The 17,015-nt window shown below is 45.8% G+C and carries 14 protein-coding genes and 1 pseudogene; 1 reads left to right on the plus strand and 14 read right to left on the minus strand.

Features of this window, described 5'->3' with window-relative positions; all coding sequences use genetic code 11:
• The first annotated feature begins 239 nt into the window (after positions 1-239).
• Positions 240-1,703 carry a helicase-related protein gene (locus HMPREF3027_RS02505; protein WP_246830510.1) on the plus strand — a complete coding sequence of 488 codons (1,464 nt, stop codon included), beginning with the start codon at positions 240-242 and terminating at the stop codon, positions 1,701-1,703.
• A gap of 201 nt (positions 1,704-1,904) precedes the next feature.
• Here HMPREF3027_RS02505 and HMPREF3027_RS02510 read toward each other — a convergent pair whose 3' ends face one another.
• The 14 genes and pseudogenes from HMPREF3027_RS02510 to HMPREF3027_RS02570 form a co-directional block, all read right to left on the minus strand.
• The gene (locus HMPREF3027_RS02510; RefSeq protein ID WP_025884083.1) at positions 1,905-2,807 is read right to left on the minus strand and encodes an Abi family protein; all 903 of its coding nucleotides are present in this window, start codon (positions 2,805-2,807) and stop codon (positions 1,905-1,907) included.
• A gap of 220 nt (positions 2,808-3,027) precedes the next feature.
• The gene (locus HMPREF3027_RS02515; RefSeq protein WP_070706783.1) at positions 3,028-3,336 is read right to left on the minus strand and encodes a helix-turn-helix domain-containing protein; all 309 of its coding nucleotides are present in this window, start codon (positions 3,334-3,336) and stop codon (positions 3,028-3,030) included.
• The gene (locus HMPREF3027_RS09840; RefSeq protein WP_371440870.1) at positions 3,324-3,611 is read right to left on the minus strand and encodes a hypothetical protein; all 288 of its coding nucleotides are present in this window, start codon (positions 3,609-3,611) and stop codon (positions 3,324-3,326) included. Before HMPREF3027_RS09840 ends, HMPREF3027_RS02515 begins: the two co-directional genes overlap by 13 nt.
• 54 nt (positions 3,612-3,665) lie before the next feature.
• Positions 3,666-5,408 carry an AAA family ATPase gene (locus HMPREF3027_RS02520; RefSeq protein WP_371440871.1) on the minus strand — a complete coding sequence of 581 codons (1,743 nt, stop codon included), beginning with the start codon at positions 5,406-5,408 and terminating at the stop codon, positions 3,666-3,668.
• Positions 5,405-5,800: pseudogene (locus tag HMPREF3027_RS02525) on the minus strand (hypothetical protein). Before HMPREF3027_RS02525 ends, HMPREF3027_RS02520 begins: the two are co-directional and overlap by 4 nt.
• On the minus strand, positions 5,781-6,269 hold the full coding sequence (locus HMPREF3027_RS02530; RefSeq protein WP_070706785.1) for a P-loop NTPase family protein: 489 nt from the start codon (positions 6,267-6,269) through the stop codon (positions 5,781-5,783). Before HMPREF3027_RS02530 ends, HMPREF3027_RS02525 begins: the two are co-directional and overlap by 20 nt.
• Before the next feature lie 595 nt (positions 6,270-6,864).
• Positions 6,865-7,752 carry a carbohydrate kinase family protein gene (locus HMPREF3027_RS02535; protein WP_070706787.1) on the minus strand — a complete coding sequence of 296 codons (888 nt, stop codon included), beginning with the start codon at positions 7,750-7,752 and terminating at the stop codon, positions 6,865-6,867.
• Between the two features lie 336 nt (positions 7,753-8,088).
• Positions 8,089-8,928, minus strand: coding sequence for a zeta toxin family protein (locus HMPREF3027_RS02540; protein ID WP_070706789.1), 840 nt, complete (start codon positions 8,926-8,928; stop codon positions 8,089-8,091).
• Positions 8,915-9,181 carry a hypothetical protein gene (locus HMPREF3027_RS02545; protein WP_018028659.1) on the minus strand — a complete coding sequence of 89 codons (267 nt, stop codon included), beginning with the start codon at positions 9,179-9,181 and terminating at the stop codon, positions 8,915-8,917. The genes HMPREF3027_RS02540 and HMPREF3027_RS02545 overlap by 14 nt, the downstream gene beginning before the upstream one ends.
• A gap of 19 nt (positions 9,182-9,200) precedes the next feature.
• A complete protein-coding gene (locus HMPREF3027_RS02550) occupies positions 9,201-10,550 on the minus strand; it encodes an MATE family efflux transporter (protein ID WP_070706791.1) in 1,350 nt (449 codons plus the stop codon).
• A 15-nt stretch (positions 10,551-10,565) separates the two neighbouring features.
• Entirely contained in the window at positions 10,566-11,591 is a 1,026-nt protein-coding gene (gene rlmN / locus HMPREF3027_RS02555) for a dual-specificity RNA methyltransferase RlmN (protein ID WP_070706793.1), read from the minus strand.
• Between the two features lie 4 nt (positions 11,592-11,595).
• The gene (locus HMPREF3027_RS02560; RefSeq protein WP_070706795.1) at positions 11,596-14,820 is read right to left on the minus strand and encodes a UvrD-helicase domain-containing protein; all 3,225 of its coding nucleotides are present in this window, start codon (positions 14,818-14,820) and stop codon (positions 11,596-11,598) included.
• A complete protein-coding gene (locus HMPREF3027_RS02565) occupies positions 14,817-15,152 on the minus strand; it encodes a translation initiation factor (RefSeq protein ID WP_070706797.1) in 336 nt (111 codons plus the stop codon). The genes HMPREF3027_RS02560 and HMPREF3027_RS02565 overlap by 4 nt, the downstream gene beginning before the upstream one ends.
• Positions 15,153-15,162: 10 nt before the next feature.
• On the minus strand, positions 15,163-16,836 hold the full coding sequence (locus HMPREF3027_RS02570) for a S41 family peptidase (RefSeq protein WP_070706799.1): 1,674 nt from the start codon (positions 16,834-16,836) through the stop codon (positions 15,163-15,165).
• Positions 16,837-17,015: the final 179 nt, after the last annotated feature.

A 17,015-nucleotide genomic window follows, 5' to 3' on the forward strand; every position in this document is an offset into this window, starting at 1 on the left:
TGAATGATGATGAATAAAAAACTGTGGAGCAGTTGTTTAGCTTCAATTCGTAACCCCTCTTTGCTTTTTCTTCGATGGGTTACGATGTGGTAACGGAACTACTGCCGTTTTATGCTCGTTTTCGCTTACCCTCAAAATAGCAAGAAAGCCTAAACGATGCTATTTCAAATAGTTACATCCATTGCATATCCCGCTATTTCCCTTAATTCTTAACTCCCGATTATGCCCGCAAGATGAGCTTGGATATGCGAATGATAGATCTAGAAAGGTATTCGGACCATATAGACAACAAAGCCAGCCACTGTGCCAAGCTCCTCAATAACTACTATCAGAAGTATAACCAGCAGAAGGGGACACAGTTTGTCTTCAGCGACTTGGGTACTTACAAGCCAGGCGAGTGGAATGTTTACTCGGAGATTAAGCGTAAGTTGGTAGAGGAGTATCACATTCCATCTCACGAGATTCGCTTCATCCAGGAGTGCAAGAATGAGAGAGCAAAGAAAGCGATGGTAGAAGCGATGAATAGGGGCGATATACGTATCATCTTCGGCTCTACATCTATGTTGGGCACGGGTGTTAATGCCCAGCAACGAGCTGTGGCTATACATCATCTTGATACCCCGTGGAGACCGTCAGACTTAGAGCAACGCAACGGACGAGCTATCCGAAAAGGCAATTTGGTTGCCAAGGAGTTTGCCGACAACAAGGTCGATGTGATCATATATGCAGTGGAGCGTTCGTTGGACAGCTATAAGTTCAACCTACTACACAACAAGCAGCTTTTCATCAATCAGTTGAAGAGCAATCAACTCGGTATGCGTACCATCGATGAAGGTTCAATGGATGAAGATAGTGGTATGAACTTCTCAGAGTATGTAGCTGTGCTGTCGGGCAATACAGACCTTTTGGAAAAGGCAAAGCTAGATAAGAAGATTACCGCATTAGAGTCAGAACGCAAGAACTTTCTTCGTGAACGAAATGGGGCTATAGGTAAGTTGGCTGAGATTGACCATTCACTCTCTTACCACACGGGCAAGATACAAGAGGCGAAGAAAGACCTCGCTTGCTTTGAGCAACGAGTGGAACGAGATGCGGAAGGCAACCCAGTCAATCGACTTTCAATTAAAGGTGTAGAGGATTGTTCTGACATCAAAGTCATTGCTCATCGTCTTCAAGAGATAGAGGAAAAGGCTCGTACCAATGGTGAGTACAACAAAATTGGAGAACTTTATGGCTTCTCTGTTATGGTCAAGACGGAAAGTTCCTCGCAGAACTTATTTGACCTATCGGTGAACCGCTTCTTCGTAAAGGGCGAGGGTAGTATTTACTACACCTACAATAACGGCAAGCTGGCAAGTGATCCTAAGCTGGCTTGTCTGAACTTCTTCAATGCGTTAGAGCGCATTCCAAAGGTGATCGAATCTCACGAGAAGGAGATAGCAAAGGTTTCAGCAAATAAGGAGGTCTACACCGCCATTGCCAATAGCTCGTGGAAGAAGGAGGAGGACTTGCGTTCTCTCAAAGCCCAAGCTGCCGAGCTGGACAGAAAGATTGCCCTCACACTCTCTCCGCCAGAGGAAGAAACAGAGATGAAAGAGCAGGAGTACGGTCAAATTACAACACAAGAAGCAACAACTCAAGAGGTGAAGCAGAAGCCTGAACCCACGACACCCCAACATACCCCTAAGCCTAAGTGGAGATGATTGCTCTGTGTCATCTTCAAAAGACGCTTTATAATTCGAGTTTGTCGATAAGAAAGGAGCCCACGCTAGTCGTATAAAGCAAAAAGGGACTATACAGACGAAGTGTATAGCCCCATTTTTCTACCTTTTATAGTGCTAATAGAGCGTCTAAAAGTCTCTATCGGCACTTTTCTTACTGCAAAGGTAATTCTTTATTCTGACTTACGCAAGCATTTCCCGAATATTTTTGATTCCAGTTGCTTCAGCAATGATGTTTTGTACCTCATTGTATTTCTCGTTCTTGTCGAACAACTTTATCAATTCTTCCTTCAAATCAGCTTGACGATTCACTGACACAATTCCTGTCATGTAGTATATGACTTTGATTGCACCATAGAGCTTATGATAGTTTGCACTTTCCATCTGACCAGCTGGACCTCGTCTTATAGATGTTGGTAGCGCAATATCATATAACACATTGCCATGTGCACAATAATTCCTTATCGTGAGAATTGTTTTCAAGTAGCTTTCAAACACTGGCAGTTGTCTTACTTTGAAATGTTCGCTGATTGCTCTACAAATCATCTTGTCTTTAAGTGCCTTGAAAAGATGGATTATTCCCCCTAAAGTCATATATTCCAATGTCTTCCAAGCGGGAGCATACTTGTCGTTTATATGGGTTTTATGGTGCTGCTGTATAATAGAAATAGACTTAAATCGATTGGTATAGACTTCCTGATCAAACTTCCTTACGTATGCTGCGGTCACAACAGTGGAGTCTGCAAACCATGTAGGAGATGTCCTATAATAATTCGACACCTTGTATATGAGAAACGTTCTGAAATGAATCTCGATGCGGTTGAGATACTTCATAAGGATACTCCTTAAATTAAAATCGAAGTAATATAGCTTCACGATGTAGTCAAAATTAGTCCCCTCTCTAAACTGATGAGTCCTGTTAATTTTATTCGGATATGTTGTTTCGAAAGGGAACCAATAAAAACCTAAACGATAATACCCCGCATCCAAAAGCACTTCTTGGGCTTTTTCTTTATCTTTAATAACCATTCCACGACTTTCAAGCAGCTTGATCTGCTCCCATACATCAATTGCAGTCTTTCCCATATCTACTATATCTGAGAACCAAACAAATACAGAACTAAGTTTTCTGTAAAATGCTTAGTCGCATTATTATGAATTCTTTTTGCTATTCAAAAGCTAATATGTTCACTCTGTTTGAGTGCAAATGTAAGCATTCTTAGTGATTGAGAAACAAGACCAAATAGGAGAGATCTCTAGCCCATCTTTGTTCGCCTTGCTTACTGTTGATGCGTAAACCTAACATCTACCACTCCTCTCTTCTTTTTAGCATCTCATCGATTTCCTCACGAAGGAACAATAGGCGACCATTAGCTTTGAGGTAAGGAATCTTACCCGCCCATACCCAGTTGTAGATGGTCTTTTGCTCAACCTTTAGCAATCTAGATACATCGATGATGTCAAGATACTCAGGCTTGAGCGGTGGCTGTACAGCAGCTTCTATGGCTTGCTCTCGTAATACCAGCAACTGGTCTAGTTTTTCTTCCACATTCGCTAGCTTATCAAACAGTCGCTTTTGCCAAGGATCTTCTGTAAGATAGTCTAAGTATGACATAATTCTCCTTTTTGATAGTTCCCTGCAGTATCTTGTGACAAGATACGTTGCTCTCTCATATAAGCAATATACTTCTTTGCTGTGCGCTCTTTGACTCCCAGCTCTCGCATTAAGACATCGCACAACTCTTGGTAAGAGAGACGGCGGTTGCTTTGAAAGATCTCCGTAACAATTGAAATCAATTCGTCTGTTTTTCGTTTCTCCTTATCCTCCTTAGACTTTTCCCCACGATAGACATGCATCCCCAGCTCTTTATCCCATCCAAAGAGCATCATAGGAACATCTAAAGGGCTTCCATTTCTCACCTTCAAAGCCTTGACTACAGAGTATTAAGGATTGTCATCCTTCTCAATTGAAAGAATTCCTGCTGACTTCCGTTGTAATTCTGAGCCTATGCGCCCACGAAGCTTGATACCGTTTGGCACAAAGTGTAATACACAAATGATGCAGGTGTTATAAATCCCCGCTAGCCTATAAAGCTCATCTACAACAGCGATACTCTCTGTCTCATCGTTTGCAGAACGCACCAAGTCTGCAATCCCATCAATAACTACTAAATGTATCCCTCCATGTTTATGACGAAACAAGTCCATGCTTTCACGAATAAGTTTCAACCGACCCTTACGAGAAAGGGAGGCTAGATATAGAGAATGGTAAAAGTCAGGAACAGTCTTTACATCGGCTCTTCGTAATGTCTTTCCCAAATTCTTGTATAGTTGAGCCTCAGATTGCTCTGTGTCATAGTGCAAAACAGCCAAGGCTTTTGGATTGGGAGTTATTTCTAATCCTAGTGTTCGCTCTGAATCTAACCTTTCAGCACATAATGTGCCTGCAAGGATAGAACCAATGTAATTACTCTTGCCCGTACCCTCTCCACCTGTAATGCAGATAAGATTGTCCTGAGAGCCAAGAGGGACTCCATTGACTGAGACAACCGACTTAGAAACATCTGGAGGGTTGTCGTAATCAATCTCACAAGATTGCAATATCATCATTGTTTCGCTGTATAGGCTGGAAAACATTCGCGCGAGAAGATCTCTTAAATCCTGCTGACTATGACCTAGGTCAAAGTAGTCAGAGATGTCTTTCTCCGTTTTGATACCGCTCAAAGGTAGTTGTAGTCTAAGCACTCCAAATTCAGAAAGCGCTTCCACCTGTTTCTGTGCCTCTCTGACCCCTGTTTCATCAGAGTCGTATAAGATGATGAGGTGTAAGAAGCGAAGTGAAAGACTTTCGATAATACCTCTTGGTATTTGTGCAGTCTCGCTATTGAAGCAAATAGCATTGAAATGGTGTGCAGAAAGGGAGAGAACATCTTTTTCTCCTCCCGTAATAAATAGGATATCTCCTTTATTAGGTAGTTGTGCTAGCCCAAATACATACTCTTCTGATTTTTCTCCACCATATAGAAACCTCAGTTTACTATTCGGTCGATATATTTTGACGAAGTCGTTGTGAGCGTAACAGAAAATGGGTTCTTCGGAAGAAGAGATGAGTTTAAAAGGTTTTCCCTCTCTACTCACCGATTCGTAGCAAGACAACGATTTGACATGGTATTGCTCCAATGTTTCCAAGGAGATCCCATATTGCTCCCAAAAAGCAAGTTCCTTTTGAGTAAAGGGTCGCTCATAAACTCGGAACGATTTTTTGTTTGCTATGTATTCCACTTTATCCATCGATTCTGTACACCTCTTTTGACTCTGTTCAACGGATTGCCTAGGATAGGTGGAACGGGCTGCTTTCATGTTTATGTCTCTTCTGTATTCAATAGAAATCTTTAGATTTAGATCCTGGATGATAGTCACTAGAACCTTCTTAAACTCAGATCGGACATCAAGCCCCAAAATTGTTGCAGCAAACCAGAAGCAATCACCGGAGTATGCTTCATTTCCAAAGTCTTTCATTCGATATGAGTCTGACTTAGGATCAAAATAGATATTACAAGATGCTCGTTTGTCATCATAGAGAGGATTGCAAAAGTTCCGTTTGGGAACAAAGTCAATTGGCATATAGAAGTAGAAAACCTCTAATCCTCGATTGGTCAGCTGCAGGATTTCTTCTTTTAGTGTCATAGCTCTTCAAAAAGATTTTGTGTATCCTCCCCCAAATAGCCTTTCATTATGCCATCCTTGTAAGCATTCAACCGTTGCAATGCTTCTATGCGTCTAAATCCTTTGAACGTCGCACGTCCTGATTTTACAGCTATATATAGACCCTTAAAAGGATAAAGGACATGATTACAGGATACATAGCGATATGGAACAGCATTGGCATCTCGCCATCGAGCAAGAGAAGCTTTTGATATTCCTAATAGACGCATGACGTCTGATGAATTCAGTTAAATCTTTTCTTCAAGGACGCTATACTCTCTTTTGAGTTCTTTGATGAAATCTGCAACTTGGCGTACTTCCTCTCGAAGACCTTGAATTTCATCGAGGAGTGTGCTAGGGTTGTACGTCTCCATAGGATTCTGCCAATGTTTGAATGGTTTCAGCTAGAAGTGGAAGTAGCTTCTTCAGTAGATCATGTTCGGTTTCTTTCAGGATGATCTCAATGAGACGTTCAATATTGGATAATGTATCATCTATTTCCAGCGGGTGAAAATGGCGAAGAATACGTAGTAAGTCCTCTTTCTGCACCATAAGACATTGACTCCCATGGTGAGTTTGCACAGAGGCGAAAGATTCAACCGCGCCTAACGGCAAATGCAGAATGAGCGTATCCATACCAAAAGCTTCAGCACATCTTTGATAAGTACTGAGGCGAATGTCTCTTTGGAACTTGCAAGTCTTTACAAAGTTCGAGTAGTCTAATCCGCTGTCATATGCTATTTGCTTGACATTGTCACACGAAGCCAACATCATATCTAATGTTGGACAAATGACATACAATCGTCTATCTCTTGCGGGCTTAAGGGGTTGATTTTTGTTCATGTTTCTTCTACTGTTGAATTATCATCTGCAAAGATCCTATTCAAAGCCCTTTTTAGACGAATATCTAAACACCATTCATTGGTAATATTCTACCAGTGTATGTTCATCAACACTCTTCTCTGCATAGCGATAGCACTTCATAGTTCTTTTGGGCATACCCCTCATTGTTTTTAGGGGACGTCTCAATAAGATAAGCTGAAGTGAGTAGCATTTCATATAATGACCGCCAGTGCACGGTGCAAGCCTTATCTATATATAAGGGCTTGCACCGTGCACTGGAATTGTAGCCAAGAAACTTAGAGTAATTTTATTCCCAGATATTTGGAGGTTGTTCTACTTATTCGTACCTTTGAACCCGAGAAATGCAAGCGAGCAAATCTCACAGCAATAGCTATGAGTATTCTCAAAATACTCTCCTATGGCTACAATTTGGCTACAATTAAATCTTAGAGGAATATAAACAACTACGATATAAGGAGTTAGAAGGCTTGGTTTACAACCCTCCCTCTCCGCAATAACAAAGGGTGTGAGTCCAACGATTCACACCCTTTTTGTATTTCCTAAAAGCAACAATATCTCGGGGAAATACGTCATCTTATAAAGTGGTGAATTCTTTAGGGAGGAGGGGCATGGCGCCGTGTTGCGTGCAGACATAGGCGGAGGCGGCCACCGCTCTGCGGTGGGCTTCGGTCACTGATAGACCTTTTAGTATGCTGGCAGTGAAGGTGGCGGTGAAGGAGTCACCTGCCCCTACAGTATCGGCCACTTTTACCTGTGGGGTGGGAAGAAATGAGGTATTGCCCGAAGTGAAGATATAACTTCCGTTGATGCCACAAGTGAGAATCAGCATCCTAAGGTGGTAATGCTCGAGTAAGCTCTGGCACTGACTTTGAAAATCAATATCTGGATAGCCAAGTATCCGGCTAACCTCTACCAGCTCCTCATCATTTATCTTCAGCACGTTGCAACGCTGCATCGAGTAGTCTAGTATCTCCTTATTGTAGAAACCTTGGCGGAGATTAACATCAAAGATAATCAGGCTCTCATCACACTCCAGCATAGCGTCAATGAAGCGATGGATTGTATCACGCGACACGCTATTTCTTTGTGCCAGTGAACCAAAGCATACCGCACAAGTACGATGCGCCAGTGCCTCCAATTCTGGCGTGAAGGGGATGTTATCCCACGCCACATTCTCCTTGATAATATATTGTGGGACACCCACCTCGTCCACCTCCACATCTACTGTGCCAGTAGGATAAGGGACAGTAGCGAGTAAGCTTTGAAGCTCTTTCTTCTGGAAAGTATTTCGTATTTCCTCTCCAAGAGTATCTTCTCCCACAGCACTGACAACATAACTTTGCAAACCAAATTGCGAAACATGATAGGCAAAGTTGGCGGGTGCACCGCCAATCTTTTTACCCTCAGGTAAAATATCCCACAATGCTTCTCCGATCCCAACGATTACTTTACTTTCATTCATGGCAATTTATATTAGGACTAACCCCAAAAGTGTCTAAGGCCAAATGCCCCATTTATCTACAAATGTACTTGTTTTTTGCTTTGCCTCTCATAACTAACAATATCCGGAATATTGGATAGGGTTAAAAACTCTATGGTAGTGGGGCAAAAGTGGAGATGCAACTAAGCAATCGGTGAGATGCAACTCGGCAAATGCTTAGTTGCAACTCGCTGATTGCTTAGTTGCATCTCGGCAAACGCTTTTGTATGGTGCTGAATTACAGATGGTTGTGGAGGGGTATCTGTGATCCCGTTTTTAGCTAGATTTTTACCTAATAATCTCTGTCTAGGAGAGTTGCTATTGGTGGGACTGCATGGTGGATGTCCGACGTATCAGATGGTGGAGCTGGCTGATTAGCTTCTCTCTTATCGTTTCATCTTGGATGATTGATAAGGCTGTTAGTCCCTTGTCAATCAGCAGCAAAACCAACTCTCTATTTTGCAGTTGTTTATCCCTTATCCTTTCAATTAATTCGCTAGGTTTCTCTTGAATCGTCCAGAGACCATCCTCATTCCTCTGATAGTCGGCAATTAATTCCATTCCGAAGAGAGCATATAGGCGTATTCTGTCAATGTCTTTATTCCCGTAGGCGTCGTCCAACGTCTTAAGTATACCGTTACAAGCTTGGTTGTGGCTTTCAAAGTCGGCTAGTCTGCCACTATCCATAAGTTGTACCTCACTGGCATATCTTGAAAAAAGATTGACAGCAGTGAGTTCTGGTGGTGCAGAGATACACATTAGTTCTACCTCAAAGCCAGCCCTTTTGAACTTTCGAGCGGTGTCAGCTACTACTTCGCTTCGCCTCATAGTCCCTTCTACCGATACATTTAGCCGATTTCTTATGGCTTCGTCTATCAATCCCTCTGTAAATACATTGGAGAATATCTGCGTTTCAGATGAGTACTTAAGGGGCTCCTTTATCAGTTCTTTGTGTAGTGGGTGGTGCTCTCTATACTTGTCGCCATTTATGGTGAGTATACTTGGAAGCTCATTTTGGGCTATCTTTGCGAGTGCACTCTTTCCAGCAGATGGTTGTCCTCCCAATATAATAGCTCTTGGGTGTCCGCTAGGCTCTTTATCACTAATATAAAACCCCTTAAGCTGAGTCAATAGTGCTTCTACATCACTTCTCTTCATAATATGCTTTTAGGATGGGTGAATAAAGCTTTACTACTTTGTCTTGAATGTTTTTTGAGACTTCATCGTCTCCCAAGACCGCCATTTCCTCATACTCTAGGGTGGCCTGTTGCTCTATAAGGTTGGCTCGCTCTTCGGGGTCTTCAACCGTTAGAAGCTTATTCAGCGTCAAAGTCCTTAGCTTGGCGATGGCATTTGCCATCACCTCTTTGTCGGTAAAGGTTCGAGCAATTTCTAGTTGTCTTTCGGTCATAATGGTATGGTATTTATCTTTATCTATTCGATGAAATGGTGGAGCGACGGACGAGGAGGTACCAGATGCCAGCAACGATGCCCTTGAGAATAGAGGAGGCACCAATGATCCACCAAAGGGTGGTGATATCCTTGGTGAGGGGTAATAAGAGGAGGGCGGCGGGAATCCGGAGCAGGTTGCCAATGATACTGATGAGGGAGGGGGGGAGTGTCTGTCGGATACCGTAGAAGAAACCTTGGCTGGTGATCTCTATCATACTAAATACTTGTGGTACCGCTTGAATGGATAGGTAGATGCCACCTGCGATGTAGGCGGCTTCCTCAGGGACAATGAGTGCGAAGAGCCCTTCGCCCCAAAAGAAGTAGATGCAGAAGCCCAGTACGCCCACAATCAGTGATAAGATCAGTGTGTACCGTACCCCTTTGTAGATACGGTCTATCTGATTCGCCCCATAGTTTTGGCCAGTAAAGGCACTAAGGGCGGTGGAAAACCCTTGGGCGGTATTCCAACAGAGCCCCTCTAGCTGCCCTCCAGTGGTGAGTGCCATCACTCCGAGATGCCCGCCATAGAGCGAGGCGAGGTGACCTAGTGTGAGGTTGATAAAAGCAAATAGGCTATTCATCACTGCCACAGGGGTGCCGATACGCAGTACGCTGTAGGTAATCCCTTTAGTTAGTTTGATGAATATCTTGATTCCACCCAGTAATTGGTCTCTGTAGCACATCTGTAAGAGGAAAAGAGCTAGCACGATCCCTTGGGAGAGGATGGTAGCGAGTGCCGCCCCCTTGACCCCCAATCCCGCTAAAAATATAAGGAGTGGGTCGAGGAGCATATTGAGAAATAGTCCTATACTACTTATAATGAAAGGAATCTTGGAGTGACCCGTAGCATTGTAGATGCCGGTGTAGGCGACCGTGGGAAAGATGAGGGGTAACCCTAGTGCCACTATGGAGAGATAGTCGGTCCCCATCTTGTGGATAGAGGTCTCGAGCTGATAGATACCTATCAACCCTTCATTAAATAGGAGGTAGATAGCCATCACCACCACGCCCATAATGATAGCAATGGTAGAGGTGTGGCTGGCGTACTGGCGAGCTTCATCCTGCTCTCCTCGGCCTAGAGCATTGGAGACCCCCACCTCGGCAGCTACCTTATTCAGCATAGAGAGTGAGCTGGCAATCCACGTAAAGACCGAGGCTGCTCCCGTTGCTGCCACTGCCTCGGAGGAGAGACGCCCTACCCACGCCATATCGGTAAAGCTGTAGAGCATCTGTATGAAGGAGGTCCCTAGTATCGGGAGGGCAAGGTGTACAAGATGAGGCCCGATCGGTCCTCTCGTGAGGTCTTTTGCTTGGCGGTAGGTAGCCATCTTATCCGTAGAGGGTTACTTTTTCTTTTCTGTGGAAAGCATACCACACGCTGCCGATATATCTTCGCCACGTGAGCGTCGGGTGGTGGTGCGTAGTCCGTGCTTATTGAGGTACTCCTCAAACCAAAGCACCTGCTCCGAGGTGGGGGTATGGTAGGGAATGCCTGGGATAGCGTGGTACCGAATAAGATTGACCCTACAATCGAGTGGCTTGAGGAGGGCTATCAGACGGTCGGCGTGTGCCTTGGTATCATTGAGACCCTCAAATAGAATGTACTCGAAGGAGAGCCGCCTCTGACCCGAAAAGTCGTATTGGCTTAGCTGCTGCACCACCTCCTCTATATGGAAAGCTCGCTCCACAGGCATCAATTGTAGTCGCTCCTCGGGTATCGCATTGTGTATACTGATAGCGATGTGTACGCTCTGCTCCCGTAGAAGTCTATTGAGCCCTTCCTTTACGCCTATCGTGCTGACCGTGATCCGCTTGGGGCTCCACGCCAGACCGTAGTCGGCGGTGAGTATCTCTATCACCTTTGCTACCTCCTCATAGTTGTCCAAAGGCTCGCCCATCCCCATAAAGACTAAGTTGGTGAGCTTATCGGAGTGGGGGATACTGAGCACCTGATTGATAATATCGGCACTTGATAGATTGGCCAACCAGCCCATTTTGCCTGTGGCACAAAATGAGCACGCCATCTTGCACCCCACCTGACTGCTGATGCAGAGGGTGGCTCGACTAGCTTCGGGAATGTAAACGGTCTCAAATTGGTAGTCGGGATTGGCAAGTAGAGGGAAGAGGTACTTCTCTGTGCCATCCGTGGAGATTTGTCGGTGCGTGAATGGAGTGCGACCGACCTGATAATTCTCCGCCAATTTAGCTCTAAACGACTTAGAGAGATTGGTCATCTCCTCAATGGAAGTGGCGCGCTTTTGGTAGAGCCATTCTGCTATCTGCTTGCCTCTAAAGCGAGGTTCACCCAAAGAGGTAACTAGCTCTTGGAGCTCCGAAAGTGTTTTGCCAATGAGTGGGGTCATAGCCATGGTGTTATTTCTTTACTTCTACAATCTCTGGGGTCTTTTCCCAATTCCATAGATATCCCTTTGCCTGGTAGCCCATCTTCTCTAGTAGGTTAAGGTAGCCTTTGATCTGAGCTCGGTACTGCGGTATATCGGTATTCTCGCCAAACTTATAGTCAATCACGATGGCATTGCTCCCCTCTATGATCAGCCTATCGGGTCGCCTATGCTGGTCGTACTCACCGATGTAGATAGATTGCTCGGTGAGAATGCTCCTTCCCTCCTTGGGGGTAAACCAGTCTCGTAGCTGTGGGTCTTCTGCCAGAGCTGTATTAAATTGGTTGATCAGGGTCTGCTTCTCCTCCTCCGTCTTAGGTAGGGGGTCAACGGCGTGCTCAAAGTCGTCCCACGAGATCACTCTCGACATCACATCGTGCATCTTAATCCCGTGCTGAATAGCTTCACTATCAAAGGCAGCTTCGGACTCTATCCGCCTAAGAATCGATTGGCGTGGCTCCTTATTAAGGTGTAGCTCCACCTTTGTCGCTACTTCTTCCTTAGTGGAGGTCTCCTCTTTCTTCTTATCTTCCCTTTGCTCATTACCATAGGTCCAAACCTTTTCAGTATTAGTACTCTTTAGCATACTTTCCTCGCTGGGGTCTAGCTTCTTGAGCAGTCTTAGTCGCTCGTGTACGATACGGGTCACTTTCTTAGTGCTGGGCTTCTCTTTGGTATAGAGGTAGAGCCGCTCTTTCGGGCGTGTAAATGCCACGTAGAGTAGGTTGAGATTATCGAGGTAGTTGGCCTCGTGTATTTCTCTATACTTCTTGCCAATGAGCGAATTGAGGTGTGGTGCAGAGGGGGCTTCAGGAATAATATAGAAGGGGAGTGGATGCTGCACAAAGCCCTCAGGAAGGTATCTCTCGGTGTCACAAAACTCCAAACTGCTATTAAAGCTAAGCTTAGAGATATCCCAATCAAGATAGGGCATAATCACCACGGGAAACTCCAGCCCCTTTGCTTTGTGAAGGGTGATCAGCTGTATCTTGTCGTTTTCGTCATTGCCCATGGTCACCATCTGTCGGACACCGATGCGCTTCCACCAATAGCTAAACTGGAGTAGTGTATTGGGCTCATTCTCTACAAACTCATGGAGTAGGTCTAGGAACGAATTGATATAGAGCTCCTCCTCACTTGGTATCTCGAGATTTGCCAGGAGTTCATTGGTTATCTCAAAGAGGGTAGCTCCCGTTTGCACTATTTGGATCAGTTGCTCTATCTTCTCCTCATCGGATATCCCAAAGGTATGGCATGCCACCTCAAAGAAGACCTTTTTCTGGCTGTTTTGAGGGTCGGCTACATGCTGGTATAGTGCTGTTATCAGCTTCACTGTGCTTGAGTGGCTCACCAGTAGGGCTTCATCCGAGAGATAGGCAAAGCAGTGGCGATTGGCCTTGTCCTCTGTGGCGAAGTTATTCAGCATCTCTGCTATCTTCGTTGCTTCATCATTGGTGCGTACCACGAAGGCGATATCCCCTGGGTTGTAGCCATCTTTGTGAAGGTCTAGGAGTAGATTTTTTATCCGATTAGTGAGTACCTCCTCTACCGGCTCGCCCTCATCGCCTGCCTCTAGTTGCTCAAAGCGTACGTAGCCATGCCCATTCTTCTTGTTAGGCTCTTGGCAGACGTTGCTCTCGTATATCTTCTTGTAAACCTCATTACTCTCCCCGTCGAGACCAGTATGGGAGGGGAAGTCGTATATGTTATCAAAGAATAGGTTGTTGAAGCGCACGATGTTTTCGTCACTTCTCCAATTGATTTTCAGTGGGTCATCATTTGTAAAGTATTGGAGTATGCGGTCACTCTCCACCTCACTATTAAGTAGAGAGCTATCGGTACCTCGCCACCTATAGATGCTTTGCTTTACGTCACCTACGAGGAAGTTCTCCTTCATCTGGCTCAGGCTTTCAATGAGCAGCACCCTAAAGTTTTCCCACTGCGTGCGGTTGGTGTCTTGAAACTCATCGAGCATATAGTGGTCAATCCTTCCGCCCACCTTTTCATAGATAAGGGGGGTAGAGGCACCATTGATCACCTTTTTAACCAGTTCGTTGATCTCCTCGATCAGCACCACCTTGTGCTCCTCTTGGTATTGTGCTATCTCCGTTTTTAGTTGCGAGAGAATAGGGAGCAGGCTCAGATGCTCCTTGAGCAGTTTAGCAAGCTGATAGTCGCCTGCATATTGAGCAATCACATCATTAAGGTCGTATAGCTTCTGCTCTATATCGTCCAGGCCATTCATTAGCTCCGGAAACTGCTCTGCCACCACTTTGAAGTTCTTACTAGAGAAGATCGCCAACTTTCCATCTTTTCCCACCTTTATCCTGCCGTCGTATACAGGCTTTTGTGGGTCCGTGATCTTCCTAAGGATCAGCTCGGATAGCTCCTTCCCTTGCAGAGCTTTTAGGAAACCATAGCTACTAAGTGCCAGTGCTTCATCGGCGTATTCTGCAAGAGCGTCTTGAAGGATATTGAAAGGCTTCTCCATCTCTGAGAGAGCTTCCTCGGCCTTTGTCTTCAATTCCATTGCAGCTAGATCAATATCCTTAGGGTCGAGGGCTTGGATAGGGTATTTATCCGCCTGAGGGTTGTAGAGCATCTCCTTGGCAAGATTGATAATGGCCGCACGCACATCAGTGCTATCACCCTCCTCCACTCGAGAGAGAAGTACTGAGCCCAATCGAGTAAATACATTGCTCTCTTGATTCAAAAGGAGGCGATCCACCGACATCTCAATCGCCCCATCCCTATCGAGTGCCACCTCGGCATTGGCGCTACTATTCTCCAGCTCAATCACGAAGGTGCGGACAATCTCCTGAAAGAAAGAGTCGATCGTCTGTACCCTCAGAGATTCATAGTCGAGTAGGATCTCCTCCAGCACCTCCCTTGCTTTGCTTTTCTCTTTATCTATTTGTTGTGGTGTTTTCTTTGGTTCCCCCTTCTCTTGCATTTTGCCGTTGAGAGAAATCTTATATAGCTCCTTCACGATCCTCTCCCGCAGCTCCGTCGTTGCTTTATTAGTGAAGGTCGCAACAAGGATCCTCTTGTATCCCCCCTCCATACCATCCGAAAGCAGCAGATCCAAATACCGATGCACTAGCGTGTAGGTCTTACCACTACCCGCCGATGCTTTGTATATATTAAGCGGTCTTTGCTTCACACCTACCGACTTATCAACCGTAGCTCCCGTCATCTCCTTCTGCACTTTTCGTATCCCCACTGCTGAAGTAGAGTCACTACCCGCTCCACCACCTCGCCCTGTATCAGTACTTCACCCTCCTTGGCACTGCCACCTACACCGCAAGCCACCTTCAGTCGCTTTGCTAGGGTCTGCAGCTCATCATCACTGCCTATAAATCCCTCCACCAGCGTCACTACCTTGCCCTTCCGTCCTTTATTATCTCTGCGTACCACTAGAGGTTGTTTCTCAGGGGGCAAAGTCTCCACCTGAGGGGTGCTCTGGAGTTGGTCCATTAGGTCTCTATTGGTAGAAAATATCATACCGCCTCTATCGTGCTTCGCCATAGTGATAAGATTATTGGAGTGATGACTTCCGTAGAATGTCGTGATACCGCTTTGGCGTACTCAAGATATTCATGGCTCCCTGCATGGTAGGATCGTCTTGGAGTGTGATAGCAAACTGCCCCTCCTGACCGAAATAGTGCTGAGCAAGGCTACCTTGGAGCAGACGCACAATCTGATCCCGACTCTTGGCAAATGCCTGATCAATTGAGGGCGTAAGTGCTTTGCGAAGAGTGGCAAATGCCTCCTTGCTCACCTCCTCATATCCCTCAAACTTAGCTACCTGCTCCACCGACTTCAGCATCTCTAGGCTCATCTCGCCAAATTCAAAATCCTCCCCCTTTAGCTCTCCAATAAACCGAGCCACCTCCTCATCCGAGATCACAATATCCTGTAGCTCCTTTGCCTGTGGGTGCTCCAAAAAGAGTTGGTTGGCAAATCGGAAGATCCGCCCTTGGTTGCTGAGGGCAATCGTGATGGCATCCATCATCTCTCCCTCAATTTCCACATCTGGTCGAATGCCACCGCCATCACGTACCTCGCGCCCCCCTGCCGTGTGAAATACATTGGTCAAGCTATCGGGTACCGAGGCAACTGATCCATCGGGATTGCGGTGTGAATAATCGAGCTGCTGAATGCAACGCCCACTCGGTATGTAGTAGCGCGAAGTGGTCAGCTTGAGGATGCCATCATACGGGGTTGGAAGCGTGGTCTGTACTAGCCCCTTTCCAAAGCTCTTACTCCCTACGATCACCGCTCTATCCAGATCCTGTAAAGCACCTGCCACGATTTCACTTGCCGAAGCCGAGCCTCCATTGATCATCACCACCAGAGGTATCTCCAGGTCTATAGGCTCCTGCTCTGTAAAGTACTCCTGCGAAGTCTGTGGTAGCCGTCCCTTAGTATAGAGCACCTTGGTCCCCTTTGGTACAAACATACTGAGCAGCTCAATGGCTCCTCCCATTACACCACCACCATTGCCACGGAGGTCTAGGATCAGCGACTTCATCTTACCCCCTTTATTGAGCTCGGCATAAGCTCTCCTCACATCCTCAGCACTCTTAGTGGTGAAGCTATTGAGGCGGATATAGCCAATGCTATCTTGGTAAAGGCCACGGCTCACCACTTGATCCACCACCACAGATCCACGCACAATCTCCATCTCCTCTGGATCACTCTTCCCCAGCTTTAGTATCTTCACCCGCACACTAGTGCCAGCAGGGCCTTTTAGCTTACTACTCACCTTGGAGGGCGTGCCAGGCACTACCGACACCCCATCGATCTCCAAAAAGGCATCACCCATACGGAGCCCTGCACGCTCTGCTGGCGACCCTGGCATGGGGTACTGTACATAGACTGTGCTATCCACTAACTGGATATAGGCACCGATGCCCGCATACTCCCCGGTGGTCATTACTTGGAAATCCTCCTTCTCCACCTCAGGGATATAATTGGTATAGGGGTCTAGCTGTGCCAGCATCGCATTGATGGCCTCTGTACTCACCTCCTGTATATCAAAGGTATCTACATAGTAGGCGGCTACTCCTGAGAGGGCAGAGTTAAATATATATTGTGCCCTACTTACCGCTATTTGGTTTTTGTCGTTGTGCGACTGGGCATATAGCCCTAGAGAGGGCATCAGCAGCATCAGCCCCGCCACCATTGAAATGATCTTATTTAGCTTCATATAGTTATTGCCATTACTTCATACATTATATATCTACAAATATACCAATTTCTACCGAATAGTGATGGAGATAAGGTGCTTTATCGTGGCGTCCGGCTCTGTCCGATTAGGTACCCCCGATGAAGGACTTCTCCGAGGTCCATTCTAAATAGGCACAGGTCAAGGCACGTAGTGCCGAA

The sequence above is a fragment of the Porphyromonas sp. HMSC077F02 genome, assembly GCF_001815465.1.
GTDB lineage: Bacteria > Bacteroidota > Bacteroidia > Bacteroidales > Porphyromonadaceae > Porphyromonas_A > Porphyromonas_A somerae.